Raw genomic sequence first — 17258 nt, 5'->3', positions numbered from 1 at the left:
GAGGGACGGCTAAAGGATAGGCCGGCTCTCTTTTTCCTGAAAAGGAGATTTAAATTGTGAGTAACAAGCTTTGTAAAAATAGATGAGGTGAACGTAAATGGAAATAGCAGAAATTCGTAACGAGTTAGAAAAAACAGCCACACGTTTGGCGGACTTTAGGGGGTCTCTTTGACTTAGAAGAAAAAGAAGCCCGTATTATGGAATTGGACGAGATCATGTCCGAACCATCATTTTGGAATGACCAAGCGAAAGCGCAGGGAATTATTAACGAGGCAAATGGCTTGAAGGATCAAGTGGGCGAATTTAATGCATTAAATGAGTCATACGAGAATTTGGATTTGACCTTTGAATTAATTAAGGAAGAGCCAGATGTAGATCTCCAGGAAGAACTGGAGAGCGAGCTTATGGAACTATCCGAGAGGTTGAATGCGTTTGAGCTTCAGCTGTTATTGAGTGAAGAATATGACAAGAATAATGCCATTTTAGAGCTTCATCCAGGTGCAGGCGGAACGGAATCTCAGGATTGGGCATCCTTACTGCTGCGTATGTATACAAGATGGGCTGAAAAGAAAGGCTTCAAGGTAGAAACACTTGATTATCTTCCTGGTGATGAAGCTGGAGTTAAAAGCGTAACGCTAGGCATTCGAGGCCACAATGCGTATGGCTATTTGAAGGCAGAAAAAGGCGTACACCGCCTAGTACGTATCTCGCCGTTTGACTCCTCAGGACGTCGTCATACCTCTTTCGTTTCCTGTGAGGTAATGCCTGAATTCAATGATGAGATTAATATCGAAATTCGTACAGAGGATTTGAAAATTGATACGTATCGTGCGAGCGGTGCCGGTGGTCAGCATATCAATACAACAGATTCCGCTGTTCGGATCACTCACTTACCAACCAATACAGTGGTCAGCTGCCAAACGGAGCGCTCCCAAATCAAGAACCGTGAAACAGCTATGAAAATGCTGAAATCCAAACTTTACCAGTTGGAAATCGAGCAACAGGAAGCTGAATTGGCAGAAATTCGCGGAGAACAAAAGGAAATTGGCTGGGGAAGTCAAATCCGTTCCTATGTATTTCATCCATATTCCATGGTTAAGGACCATCGTACAAATGCCGAAACTGGGAATATTCAGGCTGTCATGGATGGAGATTTAGATATGTTCATTGATGCTTATTTACGTTCAAAATTATCCTAATTCATATAGAACTTTTAAAGGATCAGCTAAAATTTAGCTGGTCTTTTTTATTAATTTTTTAATTATTTTGTAATTTCTGTAACTTTTATCCGTTTTATACGGTATTATTAATAGGTGTAATTTTTGAAAGGAAGTGATGGCATGAATGATACGGCTCTTGAAGTAAAGTCATTAACGAAAAAGATTGGCAGCACTGTTATTGTCAATGATGTTAGTTTCAGTGTTAAAAAGGGTGAAATTTTTGGACTGCTTGGTCCGAATGGTGCTGGTAAGACAACGATTATCAGAATGATTGCCAGTCTGATCAATCGTACGAACGGCCAGGTTTTTATTAATGGCCATGATCTGGATAGGGATTTTGAAGGGGCAATGCATGATTTAGGGGCAATTGTAGAGAACCCGGAGTTTTACAAATATATGACCGGCCGGAAGAATATGATCCATTATGCCCGAATGGCCAAAGAAAAGATTAAAAAAGAGCGGATTGATGAAGTTGCTCGCTTGGTAAAGCTTGACCATGCGATGGACAAGAAGGTAAAGACCTATTCGCTGGGAATGCGACAGCGTCTTGGGGTTGCGCAGGCTGTGCTGCATCGTCCTCAGTTATTAATCCTCGATGAACCAACAAACGGATTGGACCCACAAGGAATACGAGAATTCCGTGATTATTTACATCAATTAGCCAATGAGGGAATAGGTGTGCTAATTTCCTCTCATTTATTATCCGAGATGCAATTAATGTGTGATCGTTTTGCCGTTATTGAGAAAGGAAAGCTCATACATATAGAAAACAATATTATAGAAGAAAAAGAGGAAGATTTAAGAGAAGTGGTTTTCTCCATCAATAATGTATTGGCAGCAGCCAATGTAATTAAAAAGCAATTTTCAAACCTGAATATTGTAAGGCAGGATGAAAAGATGATTACCCTCCAGGCAACACGCGAAGATATTGCCAAAGTAAATCGACAGTTAAATGAAGCAGAAGTAGATGTTTATGAAATTAATGTTGTGAAGAAAACGCTTGAAGATCGATTCTTCGAGATTACAGAGCAAGAGGAGGTGCGAGTATGATTTCATTGATTAAAAATGAATGGATGAAAATTTTCTCTAAAGTGTCTGCTTATATATTTATCGGCTTTTTGCTAGTTGCTCTAGTAGGGAGCGCTATTCTAGTAAAGACCATGAATAATGCAGATGATTGGAAAGCGAAGGAAGAGAATAACATACAGTCCCAGCAAGCTGTTCTGGATGATCCGAAGACATCTGAGGAAGAAAAAGAGTGGATTCAAGAAGATATTGCCCGAAGTCAGAAATTATTGGATACGGGTATCAATCCTAACCAAGAAACAAGTTGGACCTTTATGGTCAATTGGGTTACATCAATCGCATCTTTTGTGACCTTATTTGCTGTTATTATCTGCAGTGCCTCAGTGTCCGCGGAGTTCTCTGATGGAACAATTAAGCAATTATTAATTCGTCCGCATCGGCGCTGGAAAGTTCTTCTCTCGAAATATATAACAACTTTATTATATGCAGCTACAATGGTGGTTGTATTAAGTGTTGCAGGATACCTTGTCGGGTTAATTTTCTTTGGTTCAGCATCATTCACAGATAAGATGATCGACCCTACAAGTTTTGAGGAAGTCATAACATTAGAAGCAGGCCCATACTTTTTTGAGCTTATGCTATTTTGGGTTCCAGGCTTCCTCATCATTATAACGATGGCTTTTATGTTGAGCACTTTGTTTAAAAGCCAGGCAATCGCAGTCGGTATATCTGTTTTCATCTTGTTTGCTTCTTCAACCTTAAATATGTTAATCACCTCCCTTGTTGAACGATATGAATGGTTAAAATTTGTTTTGTTCCCTCACATAGATTTGAGAAGATATATTATGGAAAGTGCGCCTATGTTTGAGGGTGCGACGGTTGGTCTCTCACTCGGTGTGTTGGCTGCTTACTATGTACTGTTTATCGCGATAACCTTTATTGTTTTTAATAAGAAAGATATTTCGATTTAATTATAATAGGTGCCCTTTACGGGGTGCCTTTTTCTTTGCCATTTGGCGCGATTATTGTCTGACTTTTTCATCTTTTATTGCCTTTCATTGTTTCATAGTGAATTATCGTATAGAATGAATATACTTTATTAAATGTTTAGACGGAGGCTTTTGCAATTGTGAAGAAAAAAAGAAACGCACAGAAGGAATCGCATCCTTACTTCAATCTAATTAAGGATTATTTATATGTTCTGATCGGCTCTGCCATTGTGGCCATCTCCTTTAATATGTTTTTATTACCGACAAAAGTTGCATCCGGTGGGGTCAGCGGAATCAGTACGATTACGTATAATGTATTCGGATGGGAGCCGGCCTTTGTACAATGGGCCTTTAATATTCCGCTATTTATAGCTGGGGTTATTCTGCTTGGTCCGCATTTTGGAATTAAAACAGCTGTAGGAACGATCTTTTTCCCATTCGTTGTTTTCCTGACGAGTAACTGGTCTCCATGGACTCAGGATCCCTTATTGGGAGCTTTATTTGGTGGGATTGGTGTTGGATTGGGACTTGGGATAGTATTCCTTGGAAAAGCTTCAACTGGCGGTACCGATTTAGCAGCGCAAATTGTTAATAAATACACCGGGCTTTCTTTAGGAACCTGTGTTGCCGCCATTGATGGTTTAATCGTACTGGCTGCTTGTCTCGTATTTGATATTGAGCAAGGTCTATATGCATTGATTGGGCTATATGTAACGAGCAAAACTATTGATTTAGTCCAAGTCGGCATTAATCGCTCTAAAACGGTTATGATCATTACCAATCATGAAACAGAAGTAAGACGAGCTATTTTGGAAGAAGTGGATCGCGGGGTTACAAGAATATCTGCCCATGGCGGATATACAGAGAGTGAACGTCCGGTATTAATGTGTGTAATCGATCAAACTGATTTCACAAAACTGAAACAAGTGGTTCAACGTATTGATGACCAGGCATTTGTCGTCGTGATGGATGCTGCCGAGGTACTTGGAGAGGGTTTTAAAAAAGCCTAGATACAGCTAAAATAAGGGCATACAAATGTTTTCCTAATATTGGGAGGGGACTTCCTTGAAGAACTATTTGCATTTTGGCATAGCAGTTGTTATCATTGCCCTTGTTGGTTGTGCAACTCATTCGGGTACTGAGAAAAATGAAACAGCCTCATCCACTCCCATTTCGATTGCTAATGATGGAAGTGAAGCGGCAAAGATTTATGAACAAAAATGTTCAAATTGCCATGGAGACACACTTGAAGGCCGAATTGGTCCTGGGTTGGTTTCTGTAGGTGAAAAATTATCCGTGCAAGAAATTGAAGCAATCATTAATGATGGGGCACCTGCCATGCCAGGCGATTTGATTGCAGAGGATGATGCTAAAAAAGTGGCTGAATGGCTTAGCAATAAGCAGTGAAGTATTTTAATAGAATTTACCAAACCGGAGGAGATTATCTTACCGGTTTCTGTTTGTCCTTTAATTAATTGAATAGGTTAAATGACCTCTTCTTTAAGATTGCAACTTGAGTACAATGAACCACAGGCATAGTTAATACTATATTTACGGTATCTGACAAAAAAGGTAATAGAGTTGAAATATAAATGTAATATAAACGTGGTTTTTCTGACATTTTATGATGTTATAATAAAATCGTGACAAAAGATGGATTTTTCCATCATAAAACAAGAAATAACGACACCTGTCGATAAAGCATAGAGGTACTATACACAACATGAAGGTAGAAAAAGGTGAAAACGACATGATAGAAATGATTAATGTTCAAAAGACATATCCTAATGGCGTTTCAGCAGTCAAGGGCCTAAATGTAAAAATCAAATCAGGAGAATTTGTTTACGTTGTTGGGCCAAGTGGCGCAGGGAAGTCTACATTTATTAAGATGATGTACCGCGAAGAAAAACCGACAAGTGGTACGATCATGATCAATGGCAGGAATATTGCCAATATCAAAAACTCGAAGGTGCCTCTTTTAAGAAGAGATATCGGGGTAATTTTCCAGGATTATAAACTGTTGAATAATCTTACAGTCTATGAAAATGTAGCCTTTGCTCTGGAAGTAACAGAGGAAAGACCACAGGTCATTAAGCAAAAGGTTATGGACGTGCTTGATTTAGTTGGTTTAAAGCATAAGGTTCGTATGATTCCAACTGAATTGTCCGGTGGAGAACAACAAAGGGTAGCGATTGCCCGATCCATCGTTCGCTCGCCTAAGCTGGTAATTGCAGATGAGCCGACTGGTAACCTGGATCCAGAAACATCATGGGAAATCATGAAGATTTTCGAAGAAATCAATAGTCTCGGTACAACAGTTGTGATGGCAACGCATAATAAAGAGATTGTTAATACACTACAACATAGAGTTATTGCGATAGAGAATGGATACATCGTGCGTGATGAACAGAAGGGGGAATATGGCTATGAACTTTAGAACCTTCCTCCGACATATAAAAGAAAGCTTCAAAAATATTGGCAGAAACGGCTGGATGACATTTGCTTCTGTCAGCGCCGTAACAGTTACACTATCTTTAGTTGGTGTATTTGTTGTTATTATGATGAACTTAAATAACTTTGCCAGCAGCATTGAGAGTGATGTTGAAGTACGTGTCCATGTGGATCGCACTGCTACTGAAGAACAAAGGATTCAACTTGAGAGTAATCTAGAAAAATTAGGGGAAGTAGATTCTATTACTTTTTCCCCGAAAGAAGATGAATTAAACAACCTGATTGAAAACATGGGTGATCAGGGAAGTGCCTTTGAACTCTTTGAGCAGGACAATCCTCTGAACGATGTATATATCATCAAAACATATCGCCCTGACGATGTCGCAAAGGTTGCGGAAGAAGCAGGAAAAATGGATTATGTTGAAACTGTCAAATACGGACAAGGCTTCGTTGAAAAAATGTTTAAAATAGTCGATACATCACGGAATGTAGGGATTGTTTTAATCGCAGCCTTGTTATTTACGGCGATGTTCTTGATATCCAATACGATTAAAATTACCATCTTCGCAAGAAGACGTGAAATTGAAATTATGAGATTAGTAGGTGCCACAAATGGATTTATCCGTTGGCCGTTTTTCCTTGAAGGATTATGGCTCGGCATCATGGGATCTATTATTCCAATAGCGATTATTGCTGTAGGGTATAAGTTCCTTTACGATAATTTTGCATTAGGTTTAACCATTGATTACATGAGCCTACTTCCATACAATCCATTTATCATTCAGGTCTCCCTATTGATTGTCCTGTTTGGAGCTTTGATTGGTATTTGGGGAAGTTTAATGTCGGTTCGTAAGTTTTTGAAAATATAACCATCTAAATTTCAAACATTATCAATTGTGCCCCTTGTAACAAAGGGGCCTACATAGAATAGACAGATTGTGTTACCTAGTATGAAAGGGGAAAGTCACGTGAAGAAGACCATTGTTGCATTAAACACAGCGCTAGTGCTGGGTTTTGCTGGCCTCTTTGGAGGCAGTGTTCAAGCAGCATCCATTGATTCTTTACAACAAAAGAAGAATAACATCCAAGAAAAGAAATCAGCTGTTGAAACAGATATCTCAGAAGCAAACGGTAAAATCAATCAGATTGAATCTCAAAAAGCTGAAGTAAAAGCAGAACTTAATAAATTACAAAAATCAATAACTGAAACACAAGAGAAAATTAAAGAGAAAAATAGCCAAATTACTTCAACACAAGAGAAAGTTACAAGTTTAAAAGAGAGCATTAAAGAAATTGAGGCCAGAATTGAAACTCGCAATGAGATTTTAAAAGAACGGGCTCGCTCCTACCAGCAAAATGGTGGAGGAGTGAATTATTTAGAGGTTGTTTTTGGAGCCAGCAGTTTTGGTGAATTTGTTGAACGTGTAGGTGCTGTATCCACTATTATGCAAGCGGATAAGGATATCTTAACGGAACAAGAAAATGATAAAGCTGACTTGGTTGCAAAAAAAGAAGAAGTTGAAGATAAGCTCAATAAATTAAATGCAATGAAACAAGAGCTGGTAACTATAAATGAAAAGCTTGATGGCCAGAAGGTCGAAAAAAATAAATTAATGGCTATTCTAAAATCCGAACAGGCCGAACTTGAAGAAGAAAAACTAAGCCTGGAGGAGGAAAAGCAATTATTGGCGAGTCAAGCAGAAGCTGTGAAAAAAGCCATTCAACAAGAAAAGGACCGTCAGGCAGAAGAAGCTAAAAAGGTTTCTGCAAGCACAGGCGGGGGAAATGGTAATACAGTATCTGCGCCGGCCATTACGTCCGGTAAATTTATGCGCCCTGCAGCAGGATATGTATCCTCAGGATTTGGCGGAAGATGGGGAAGAAACCATAATGGGATTGATATTGCCAAGTCAGGTACAGTTCCAGTCGTAGCTTCGGCAGCCGGTGTCGTAACAAGGTCAAATTTTTCAAGTTCCTATGGGAATGTTATCTACCTGTCGCACTATATAGATGGACAAGTTTATACAACAGTCTATGCCCATTTGAGATCAAGAAATGTTTCTGAGGGTCAAACAGTAAGTAAGGGCCAACAAATCGGAATCATGGGAAATACGGGTCGCTCATTTGGACAGCATTTACATTTTGAATTATACGTAGGTGAATGGACTGCTTCTAAAAAGAATGCTGTAGATCCATTGAAATATTTAAGTGGTATGTAAGTTGAAAGATGCACGTAACGCAGTTCTATATTGAACTGCGTTTTTTTATTCATGGGGTAAATGTGAATATGCTAGCAAAGAAACCCGAAATATGTCGGTTTACCTACTATTTTGGTGGATAAATAAAGTGTACTATTTAGACAACGCCTGCTAAAATTTGTATTATGGTATAAAATTTTACAAATAGTGAGGTGTGGCATGGAGGGTGTTATTTTGAAGGATTATCTGATCAAGGACGATCAACAGTTTACTGATTTTATCAGTAAACAAAAAGAACTCTATGATCCTACACAAATCGATTTACATAGTATTATATTTTCACTGAATGATTTATTTCCTAATAACTATGAAAAACAGAAATATTTTCTGAAGGAATATTATATCAATTGCAGAGATGCTATAAAACCTCACATTTTAATGGAATACTTTACGATGCAGGGGGATACGAAAGAAGTAGAATCCCTCCTTCAAACTGAGAGAGAATTCGACAGTCCGGAGATGAGGACATGGCTCTCAATCTATTCCATCCTAAGTAAGCGAAGAGATGGTCTTTTAACTGGTACGGATTTAATTGATGCCATTTTTAAGGTGAAGAATACGAGTAATGAAACGCTTATTCTTTCATTAATTATTCATCTATATGGAATCAGCGAAACAGGCCTATATGAACCTTTTCATAAGGTCAGGCGTGTTATCGTACCAATGGTTGAATTAATGGATAATGATTTCCTGCGTGAATCATATTCAATCCGTTTGGCTGAGATGGAAGTTCTCACCTACCTGTATATGAATAAAATTGATCTCTGCAGAGAAAAATGCATGAAAGTGATTGAAAGACGCGAATTGGAAGTATATTTTCCTGTTATCTATTCCGTTTTCTATCACACATTGGGTCAATCCTTTATGTTTGAAAATTATCAGGTGGCAAAATACTGGCTAAATAAATCAATGGCTACTTTAAGTTCCCTGCCAGCCGATATACAATCCAAAAGGATGAGTTTTTTAATAAATACTATAGAGTTTTTGAACTCTTTTTGGGGAGTCGATACTGACTCAATACCAAAGGATGAAGCAGAAAAAGCCCATCGCTATCTTGTAACAGGACGAACAGAAGAGGCTTTGCATATATTAGATAATCTGAAAAAAGAGAATGGGTATTTAACTTCGTATCAGCTGTTTTTTTATAGCATCGCAACTGATAATGAAAAATTAATGCAAGTTGCCAGAGATGTTTTTACATCAAACTCAAACTTTTTTTATCTTCAACTATTGAACTCCGAGAATGTACATAGATACAAAGCAAGATTGGGAGGTGAATAGGTTTATGAAGCGAATAGCTGGGTTTGTCATCACGTTATGTATACTGACTTGCGCTTTTGGAAGTGCTGCAGTATTTGCTAAAGATCCAGGACCGATTGCTCCGGGTGCCAGTCAAAAATTAGATAAATAATCATACTATGTACAAGCCTTTCATACTGTATATAGTAGGACTAAGCATTGCACATTTATACGTGCAGTGCTTTTTTAATTGATAGAACTATGAAAGGAGCGATCTATGAAAAATAAATGGTACTGGTTATTTTCTGTAGCCATCTTTCTATTAGTTGTTACAATCGCTGGCTTGTGGTGGAAGTATGTGACATTGGAGAATACGCTTGAATCGAAGAATCAAAAAGAGAATCAGGCTGATTCCTGGCCCGAGTTTGATAAAGTACGACAGGCATATGATATTATTACGTCTAATTACGTAGAGCGTATAGATGGAGGGCAGCTGACTGAGGGAGCTATTAAAGGGATGCTTGGGGAGCTCAAAGATCCATATTCGGTATATATGGATGAAGAGACTTCGTCACAGTTTCAACAAACATTGGATTCCAGGTTTCAGGGAATTGGAGCTGAGATAAGTTTTATGGACGGGAAGTTTATCATTGTGTCACCATTTAAAAATTCCCCGGCCGAACGATCCGGTATAAAACCTGGTGATGAAATTATCCGTATTGATAGTAAGGATGTTAAGGGATTGGAACTATATGATGTTGTTTCCCTGATACGTGGGAAGATTGGAACTAAAGTGACGATAGACATTAAAAGAAACGGCAATGATCAGCCAATCACGTTTTTAGTGGAGCGTGATGAGATTCCGATTGAAACAATCCACACGGCTATAAAGAAAGTAAGGGATAAAAAAATTGGTTATATCCAAATCACCTCATTCAGTGAAGAAACTGCAGAGGATTTTCTGGAAGATCTAAAAGGTCTGGAAGAGGATAAGGTGGATGGACTTTTGATTGATGTAAGGGGAAATCCTGGAGGACTGTTAACAAGTGTTCAGGAAATCCTGGAGGTATTTGTAACGAATGAACATCCTTATATTCAAATTCAAGAGCGAAATGGCAAAAAGAATAAATTTTTCTCTACTTTAAAAAGTGAGAAGGAGTACCCGATTGCTGTGCTTATTAATAAGGGAAGCGCATCAGCTTCAGAGATATTTGCCGGTGCCATGCAGGAAGCGGAAGGTTATCCATTGATTGGCGAGAAAACATTTGGAAAAGGGACTGTTCAGCAGCCTGTTTCAATGGGGGATGGTAGTACCATTAAGTTAACCTTCTATAAATGGCTGACACCAAATGGTACGTGGATTCATAAAAAGGGTATTGCTCCGACGATGTCCGTTCATCAGGATAGCTACTATACCTTACAGCCCCTTGTTGTTACGGGAGACCTGCGGAAGGATATGAATAATAAACAGGTGAAGACACTGCAGCAGATGTTAGAGGGATTGGGATATGCACCGGGGCGTACAGATGGTTATTTTAGCAGTAAGACAGAGAAGGCTGTCCTAGCCTTTCAGCGGATGCATAAATTGCCGGTTACAGGGAGTGTTGATCAGGATGTCGCAGCTAAGCTCCAGCAGGCCGTAGTGGATAAGATTAAGGATGAAAAAAATGACCGTCAGCTGCAAACTGGTTTAAGTTGGTTGGCCCAGCAATAGCATTCGGGTCATGGTATGAGAATATAAAGTGCCTTGTTTTCTTAAAGGTGAATATCAAAAAAGTGAAGGCTATGAGCCTTCATTTTTTTGTATGCTGATTCATCCATTATTATTGTAATTCGTTACCGATCCTTTTGTTTCTTTGCAGGGAGGACATCTTAGAAGTTCTTGGTGAGTTTTGTAGTATAGTGACTATCTGAAAAGAATTGATAGGAAAGGAGGGGGGGATTTGATAGAATATTAAGTAAGTGTATGCGAGGTTGGTGATTAATTTGTGGGAAACGTGGATAATTGAAATTGCAAAAGGAATAGGCGAATTGTTTTTACACCCGCTTTTCTATGTGGGATTTATACTTACATATATACTTGGCTCCATGAGGGTCAAACAGGAAAGAAAACTGTTTCATGTCCGTGTAGAGGATTCTATGATTGAAATGAAAGAATATATTGTTCCTAGTTTAGTATGGGGACTCATTCTATCGGTCATCACTGGGCTACTCGGCTTAGCTGTACCATTTGATTTCATTGTAATCGTAGGAATCTTCATGTTACTGATTAGTGTAAGCATGCAAATCAGATTTCTTTCCCCGGCTTATACAGTTGGATTGGCCTTTCTTGTTATCTATATTTTATATGTAACAGGGTTTGAGGGCATCCTAAATAACAGCTATTTTCTATTTGAGCAGGCGATTTATCCTTCAATAGCTGTTTTAATAGGTTTATTGATTATTACAGAGGGAGTATTAATTCGGAAAAGAGGAGCTATTCAAGTTTCTCCTTCAGTTGAAAAAGGAAAGCGCGGTCTCTATATTGGAACGCAAACAACAAAAAGAGTTTGGCTGGTGCCGGTCTTATTATTTATTCCTAATGGAATGTTGAATGTTAGCGGAGATTTTTGGCCTGTCTTTTCATTTGGAGGAACGGATTGGAGTCCTATTCTGGTGCCATTTTTTATTGGGTTCTCCCTTAAAGTGAAAAGTAATTTGATGGGCAATGTGGCTGGAAGGCTTGGAAACCATGTAGCTATCCTAGGCATCATTGTATTAGCTCTGGCTGTAGCTGGAAAGTGGTATCCGATTGTCAGTTTAGCAGCTGCCATTGTTGCAATCCTTGGCAGGGAAGTCATACAGTTTGTGTATAAAAATAATGAAAATCAATCGAATGCTTTCTTCACTTCAGGGAAAAAAGGCTTGATGATCCTGGGTGTACTTCCGGAATCGCCGGCAGAGCGAATGGGATTAAAAGCAGGGGAGCGTTTGACCCGTGTGAATGGACAACAGGTTTACAACTCTGAGCAACTTTATGAAGCCTTACAAATCAATCGTGCTCATTGTAAGCTGGAAGTCTATGATACGAATGAGCAAATCAGGCTTGTCCAAAATGCCTTATATGAGGGAGACCATCACGAATTAGGTATTTTGACAGTTGATAGTGAACTGAAAAGATAGAAGCTTCAAATTAACTGGTGTTAATAATATGAATGAAATAAAACAGTGGTCACAGGCTTATATCTGTGACCACTGTTTTATTTAGTTTTTGTGATCATACTATTCAAATATTCCTGGACTTATTCAAAATAATATTCCCTACTCTAATCAACTGGTCCTGATCAAATATTTCATCAAATTCCAATCTACGCTTACCATATTGGATTTTTAATCCTCTTTCTAATAGTCCATCCTTGAACCAGTTGACGTTTCTAACGGTCTGATACCTGAATCTTTGTATTACACTGAACCTCTTATTAACAAAAATTATTCTTTTATTGGTAGGAATTAAGTATCCGAAAATTTCCTTCTTACTGTTTTTATCATATTCACAGTAAATGAAGGCCAAAGCCTTCTCATTAGGTTCAAAAACACGTTGAATAAGGGTTCTAAAGAATACTTTATTCCTTTTAATTTCGTTATATTCATAAGGGGAGTAATTTTGGCCGTTATGTTCCAGTAAATTAGCGATGATGGCTTCTATTTCTCTTCTTTCCTGTTCTTCCCGTTCCCTTTTTAACCGCTCTTTTTCCTGTTGCTTTAGAAGGCGAGCTTGTTCCTTTTCAGCTCTCTTTTGTTCAATGCCGGCTTTAACATCGGCGTATTTTTCTTTTTTTGTAAACAATTTAATAAGCATATCTTCTACTTTATAAAGTATGGTTTGATAAATGTTCATTTTAGCCCTCTTATCTATTCTATTTTTGCCCAATCAATCCTCTTGCTATTGTACTAATTGTCTCTTACCATGCTTCATTATAATCTTCTCATTAATGATTTCAAAAGGACTCTGATCAGTTTTCAGCCTTAATTTCATTTGTGTAGTCGTAAATTCTTTTGTAATAGTAGTATTGGTTTTTGTAATATTTGTAATACATAACGAGCAGATGTTATAATATGGAAAAACAGTAGGGGTCATTTAATGAATTTAAACAAGGTTCGTAAGAGTTATTTTGATCTGGACTTATTGTTGATTATCTTTGTTTTTATGGGCATCAGCTGTTTCTATATTTATAGTGCACAGAAGTATTTACCTTATGGAAATCCATTTGCAATAAAGCAGGCCATTTATTTTTGTATAGGACTAATCCTGACATCGGTTGTTTATTATTTTGATTTGAGCCAGATTAAGAGAATGTCTATCTATCTATATCTTTTCGGATTCGGTGTATTAGCTTTCCTTCTAGTCGCTCCTGAAAGTATTGCGGAGGAAACGAAGGGGGCAAAATCCTGGTTTCAACTACCTGGTTTTTCTGTGCAGCCTTCAGAGTTTATGAAGGTATTTCTCATTCTTTTTTTGGCAAAAATCATAGTCTCCCATAATGATAAATTTATGAGAAATAAATCTCTTAAATCTGATTTCATCTTATTGCTGAAATTAGGATTGGCTGCAATTCCGCCTCTTGGATTGATTCTCTTGCAGCCCGATGCAGGTACGGCTATGGTAATCGCAGCTATTTTAATAGGCATGATTTTTGTGTCCGGAGTGAATTGGAGAATCATTTTCACCTTGATTTTAACAGGGATTTCTGCCGTGGTTACGCTGGCTTACATCTATCTTTATCATACAAAACTATTACTAAGCTTTTTAGGAGAATATCAAATAAATCGGATACACGCCTGGGTTGATCCATTTAATTTTAGTGAAGGCTATCAGCTTAAAAATTCCATACTTGCCATTGGATCAGGAATGGATTCAGGCAGAGGCTTTAACAATGGTGTTATGTATGTTCCGGAAGCTCACTCGGATTTTATTTTTACCGTAATTGGAGAAGAGGGAGGATTTATCGTTGCCAGTATGGTCATTGCTCTTTACTTCATTATGATTTATAAAATAATTGCAATTGCCACATTAAATAAGGGACAGTATGAACGGTATATCTGCATAGGCATCGTTTCCATGCTCTCCTTCCATATCTTTGAGAATATAGGAATGGTCATGGGACTTGTTCCGATTACTGGCATCCCTTTACCATTGCTGAGCTATGGAGGGAGCTCAGTATTGGGAACTCTTCTCGCTTTAAGTATTGTGTTAAATATATCTGCAAAGACAAAGACCTATATGTTTTCTAAATAATAATTGTCAATCCTCTCTATTGTGAGAGGATTTTTTTGTAATCAGACATCTGGATGCGCCATATAGATTGATACAAAAGAGATTCATTTATAGGAATAAAAGTATAAGGGTTCGTTCTGGGATTATTTGACTATTAAATAAATAGGTAGTAAAATGTTCTTAAAAAAGAACGTTTCTATACTTAATAAAGGATATTAAGGATTTAGACCATTAGTCCTTATTCAGGACTTAATCACCATCATTATATGCTATTTTTTTGATATTGTTGTTCTTTAAAACGAACGTTTAAGGAGGATATTATATATCGTAAAAATTGTTATATCTGCCATCGAGCTTCTTATAGCAGTTGTGAAATGGGTGAATGGCTATGTCCTTCCTGTGGGAATGATTTAACCAAACAACAGGTGTTAAGGGGCGTAGAGTATTCGCAAAATAAACAAATCTATTATGAAAAATATCAGATGGAAAAGGACAAATTTCATTTGTTTTCGACATAAGTCTGGTTTAGAAACGGCATATATCATCCTTTTTACCTATATTTGTAGAAAAATGAAGGAAAATATACCCAAAAAATGTTTGAAAATTACAAACAGTGGCAATAAAATAGTTAGTAAGCAATTATACTAATGAAGAGCTGACAGTAAAGGGCAAACTTATTGAAAAATAAGGACGCAAAGTCACAGATCTAAGGTTTAATTACTATGATGGCTGGACTACCTGAAATACAGGAGAGTATTTTAGGGAGGAGATATAATTGATGTGTACCGTTAAAGCTGAATTGGATCAAGAGTGGGTAAATCTTATATTGATCGCCCGACAAATAGGATTTACCAAAGAAGAGATTAGGAGCTTTATAGAGAGAGAAGGAAACGCACAGGAATGAGGGTGAATATATGAAATGCCTCGGTTTCAGTTGAAGTTCGGGGTATTTATTTTGCTTTCTTAAACAAGAAAAAACACTTACAGCTATATAAGTGTTTTGGGAATTCTAGTATTTATTTTAAGGCCTTTCTATTCAATCTTTCTTAATACGCCATTTATTAAATTCAATAAACTCTCTGAACTGATCTTTGGATACTCCCGAATTCATTGCTTCTTTTATTAACTCTGCCCAGTCCTCATCAAGATTGGTCATGTCTGGTTCATCGTGTAAGAGAGCATCTAGCGGGATATTTAGTACAGCTGCTATCTTTTCAAGAAATTGAACGGAGGGATTCACCTGTATATTTCTTTCGAGTGAACTTAAATAGGACTTTGCTACTCCCGCCTTCTCCGCTAGCTCCGTCATAGACATCTTTTTCTCTTTTCTAATTCTTTTAACACGATCACCGATCATTTTAAATTCCCTTTCTGGATAAAAAATTACAATTATGTAAACGTGGTCATGAACTGATAAAATTATTATAATAGTTAGAACCTTCACATTCAATTGCTTTTAGAATTTGACTTGAAAACGTAGCGAAATTGTAATCTTAATAGGTTAATGGCCATTCAGTATTAGTTACATGGTTCATGTTGATTGCTCTCTGCTATAGTGTATCCTTCGATTTGAAACGTACAATGTTCAATCTGATGATTGTTCTTTAACCAATTCTGTAATTGAATAAGAATTTCATCACGGTCCACTTTTTTCTCAACGACAACATGGCAGCTAAGTGCAGGGAAACCGGATGTGATCGTCCAGATATGTAAATCATGCACATCCAGAACACCCTCTATACTCATTAGACTTTTTCTTACCTGCTCGATTTGGATGCCTGTCGGAGTACCCTCCATTAGAATATGATAAGAGTCCTTTAATACACGCCATCCGCTAACTAAGACAAGAGTTGCTACGATCATGCTGGCAATCGGATCTGCCAACTTCCAACCGAACAGAATGATTAAGATTCCGGCAATGATTGCGCCGACTGATCCAAGTAAATCCCCTAATACATGAAGGAAGGCTCCTCGCATATTCAGATTTTCCTCTGTATCACCTCTCATCAAGATCCATGCAACCGCTAAATTGACAATCAATCCAATTAGAGCAATCCAAAGCATATTGGAGCTAACCTCTGGCGGCACTCTAAAACGTTCAATTGCCTCCCAATAGATAAAAAAGGAAATAATGATTAAAGTCATGCCGTTTATAAATGCAGCTAATATTTCGAAGCGCTTATAGCCATAGGTTTTGGAGTAGTCAGCAGCCTTTTCTGAAAGTTTAAAGGCAAATAAGCTTAATCCCAAAGCAGCTGCGTCGCTGAGCATATGACCAGCATCGGAAAGAAGAGCAAGACTGTTGGTCCAAATCCCGCCAATCACTTCTATAATCATGAAGGCAAATATTAAACTAAAGCTAATCGCAAGGGCTTTTTTATTTGCATTATGATGATGATGGCCTTCGCTTCCGTGACTATGATGATGCCCATGGTGATGATGCCCACTCATTGTAAACTCCTCCAATCTCAGGATTTATAGGTATGTTTATAAGCCTGTTTTCTGTTGACTATTTAATCGTATTATATATGTTATGCCCCCTCTTTATTGAATATCTATCATGAAATAAATACCTGATTTAGTTTCAGCACATGGTTCAATTTTATTTTCGGTTTATTTGGAGTATTTTTTAGACGAACGAAATTATTTAAATATTATTATTTTATAATACTACCTAAGTATAAATCATAATGATTGCAATGTTCATTAGCTTTTTTTTCCTTGATGGCAGATTTAGAGGGATCTCAGTTAATCCCGAGAATCTATAATCATCCAAATGAATAAAGGGGTTATGAATGTTTCGGAAGGTATGCAGTTGATT

At 37.7% G+C, this 17258-nt stretch carries 17 protein-coding genes and 1 riboswitch; of the genes, 14 read left to right on the top strand and 3 right to left on the bottom strand.

Annotated features, from left to right (window positions below; genetic code table 11):
- The first annotated feature begins 97 nt into the window (after positions 1-97).
- The 12 genes from prfB (at position 98) to AC4BHP_RS12780 (ending at position 12345) form a co-directional block, all read left to right on the top strand.
- Positions 98-1199 (top strand): peptide chain release factor 2 gene (gene prfB, locus AC4BHP_RS12835; protein ID WP_139063848.1). Its coding sequence is split into 2 segments (ribosomal slippage): positions 98-169 and positions 171-1199, totalling 1101 coding nucleotides; the frame shifts between segments, so codons are not numbered across the junction.
- A gap of 141 nt (positions 1200-1340) precedes the next feature.
- Positions 1341-2270: an ABC transporter ATP-binding protein gene (locus tag AC4BHP_RS12830; protein ID WP_490552612.1), complete on the top strand. Its 930-nt coding sequence runs from the start codon at positions 1341-1343 to the stop codon at positions 2268-2270.
- Positions 2267-3217: an ABC transporter permease gene (locus AC4BHP_RS12825; RefSeq protein WP_066106080.1), complete on the top strand. Its 951-nt coding sequence runs from the start codon at positions 2267-2269 to the stop codon at positions 3215-3217. Before AC4BHP_RS12830 ends, AC4BHP_RS12825 begins: the two co-directional genes overlap by 4 nt.
- A 158-nt stretch (positions 3218-3375) precedes the next feature.
- Positions 3376-4245 (top strand): YitT family protein, encoded by an 870-nt coding sequence (locus tag AC4BHP_RS12820; RefSeq protein WP_490552610.1) that lies wholly within the window; start codon positions 3376-3378, stop codon positions 4243-4245.
- A gap of 55 nt (positions 4246-4300) precedes the next feature.
- Positions 4301-4642, top strand: a complete 342-nt coding sequence (locus AC4BHP_RS12815; protein WP_077248104.1) for a c-type cytochrome — start codon at positions 4301-4303, stop codon at positions 4640-4642.
- 343 nt (positions 4643-4985) lie between these two features.
- Positions 4986-5672: a cell division ATP-binding protein FtsE gene (gene ftsE / locus AC4BHP_RS12810; protein ID WP_066106856.1), complete on the top strand. Its 687-nt coding sequence runs from the start codon at positions 4986-4988 to the stop codon at positions 5670-5672.
- The gene (gene ftsX, locus AC4BHP_RS12805) at positions 5662-6555 is read left to right on the top strand and encodes a permease-like cell division protein FtsX (RefSeq protein ID WP_066106086.1); all 894 of its coding nucleotides are present in this window, start codon (positions 5662-5664) and stop codon (positions 6553-6555) included. The genes ftsE and ftsX overlap by 11 nt, the downstream gene beginning before the upstream one ends.
- A 99-nt stretch (positions 6556-6654) precedes the next feature.
- Positions 6655-7905, top strand: a complete 1251-nt coding sequence (locus AC4BHP_RS12800; protein ID WP_066106090.1) for a murein hydrolase activator EnvC family protein — start codon at positions 6655-6657, stop codon at positions 7903-7905.
- A 213-nt stretch (positions 7906-8118) separates the two neighbouring features.
- On the top strand, positions 8119-9225 hold the full coding sequence (locus tag AC4BHP_RS12795) for an AimR family lysis-lysogeny pheromone receptor (RefSeq protein WP_066106093.1): 1107 nt from the start codon (positions 8119-8121) through the stop codon (positions 9223-9225).
- A 4-nt stretch (positions 9226-9229) separates the two neighbouring features.
- The gene (locus AC4BHP_RS12790; protein ID WP_257469103.1) at positions 9230-9355 is read left to right on the top strand and encodes a hypothetical protein; all 126 of its coding nucleotides are present in this window, start codon (positions 9230-9232) and stop codon (positions 9353-9355) included.
- A 105-nt stretch (positions 9356-9460) separates the two neighbouring features.
- The gene (locus AC4BHP_RS12785) at positions 9461-10897 is read left to right on the top strand and encodes a S41 family peptidase (protein ID WP_490552605.1); all 1437 of its coding nucleotides are present in this window, start codon (positions 9461-9463) and stop codon (positions 10895-10897) included.
- A gap of 272 nt (positions 10898-11169) precedes the next feature.
- Entirely contained in the window at positions 11170-12345 is a 1176-nt protein-coding gene (locus AC4BHP_RS12780; RefSeq protein WP_180349980.1) for a PDZ domain-containing protein, read from the top strand.
- Positions 12346-12448: 103 nt separating this feature from the next.
- Here AC4BHP_RS12780 and AC4BHP_RS12775 read toward each other — a convergent pair whose 3' ends face one another.
- Positions 12449-13060, bottom strand: coding sequence for a PH domain-containing protein (locus tag AC4BHP_RS12775; protein ID WP_490552603.1), 612 nt, complete (start codon positions 13058-13060; stop codon positions 12449-12451).
- Between the two features lie 243 nt (positions 13061-13303).
- On the opposite strand from AC4BHP_RS12775, the gene AC4BHP_RS12770 reads away from it, so the two are divergent.
- Together AC4BHP_RS12770 and AC4BHP_RS12765 are read left to right on the top strand one after the other, a co-directional pair.
- Positions 13304-14458 (top strand): FtsW/RodA/SpoVE family cell cycle protein, encoded by a 1155-nt coding sequence (locus tag AC4BHP_RS12770; protein WP_490552601.1) that lies wholly within the window; start codon positions 13304-13306, stop codon positions 14456-14458.
- A gap of 636 nt (positions 14459-15094) precedes the next feature.
- A riboswitch (cyclic di-GMP riboswitch) is annotated at positions 15095-15179 on the top strand.
- A gap of 36 nt (positions 15180-15215) precedes the next feature.
- Positions 15216-15341, top strand: a complete 126-nt coding sequence (locus AC4BHP_RS12765) for an anti-repressor SinI family protein (RefSeq protein ID WP_148630634.1) — start codon at positions 15216-15218, stop codon at positions 15339-15341.
- A 132-nt stretch (positions 15342-15473) separates the two neighbouring features.
- Here the strand turns inward: AC4BHP_RS12765 and AC4BHP_RS12760 are convergent, their stop codons facing one another.
- Together AC4BHP_RS12760 and AC4BHP_RS12755 are read right to left on the bottom strand one after the other, a co-directional pair.
- On the bottom strand, positions 15474-15794 hold the full coding sequence (locus AC4BHP_RS12760) for a helix-turn-helix domain-containing protein (RefSeq protein WP_139892193.1): 321 nt from the start codon (positions 15792-15794) through the stop codon (positions 15474-15476).
- A 161-nt stretch (positions 15795-15955) separates the two neighbouring features.
- On the bottom strand, positions 15956-16888 hold the full coding sequence (locus AC4BHP_RS12755) for a cation diffusion facilitator family transporter (protein WP_490552598.1): 933 nt from the start codon (positions 16886-16888) through the stop codon (positions 15956-15958).
- Positions 16889-17258: the final 370 nt, after the last annotated feature.

This window comes from Pradoshia sp. Z4_20, assembly GCF_058216035.1.
The sequence above is the reverse complement of the archived record's forward strand: the minus strand, read 5'-3'. Positions and strand labels throughout refer to the sequence as shown.

Excerpts from the sequence above, each read along its gene's own strand:
- AC4BHP_RS12830 (WP_490552612.1), top strand. The coding sequence starts at position 1,341 with ATGAATGATACGGCTCTTGAAGTAAAGTCATTAACGAAAAAGATTGGC.
- AC4BHP_RS12825 (WP_066106080.1), top strand. The coding sequence starts at position 2,267 with ATGATTTCATTGATTAAAAATGAATGGATGAAAATTTTCTCTAAAGTG.
- ftsE (WP_066106856.1), top strand. The coding sequence starts at position 4,986 with ATGATAGAAATGATTAATGTTCAAAAGACATATCCTAATGGCGTTTCA.
- ftsX (WP_066106086.1), top strand. The coding sequence starts at position 5,662 with ATGAACTTTAGAACCTTCCTCCGACATATAAAAGAAAGCTTCAAAAAT.
- AC4BHP_RS12790 (WP_257469103.1), top strand. The coding sequence starts at position 9,230 with ATGAAGCGAATAGCTGGGTTTGTCATCACGTTATGTATACTGACTTGC.
- AC4BHP_RS12785 (WP_490552605.1), top strand. The coding sequence starts at position 9,461 with ATGAAAAATAAATGGTACTGGTTATTTTCTGTAGCCATCTTTCTATTA.
- AC4BHP_RS12775 (WP_490552603.1), bottom strand. The coding sequence starts at position 13,060 with ATGAACATTTATCAAACCATACTTTATAAAGTAGAAGATATGCTTATT.
- AC4BHP_RS12770 (WP_490552601.1), top strand. The coding sequence starts at position 13,304 with ATGAATTTAAACAAGGTTCGTAAGAGTTATTTTGATCTGGACTTATTG.
- AC4BHP_RS12765 (WP_148630634.1), top strand. The coding sequence starts at position 15,216 with ATGTGTACCGTTAAAGCTGAATTGGATCAAGAGTGGGTAAATCTTATA.
- AC4BHP_RS12760 (WP_139892193.1), bottom strand. The coding sequence starts at position 15,794 with ATGATCGGTGATCGTGTTAAAAGAATTAGAAAAGAGAAAAAGATGTCT.
- AC4BHP_RS12755 (WP_490552598.1), bottom strand. The coding sequence starts at position 16,888 with ATGAGTGGGCATCATCACCATGGGCATCATCATAGTCACGGAAGCGAA.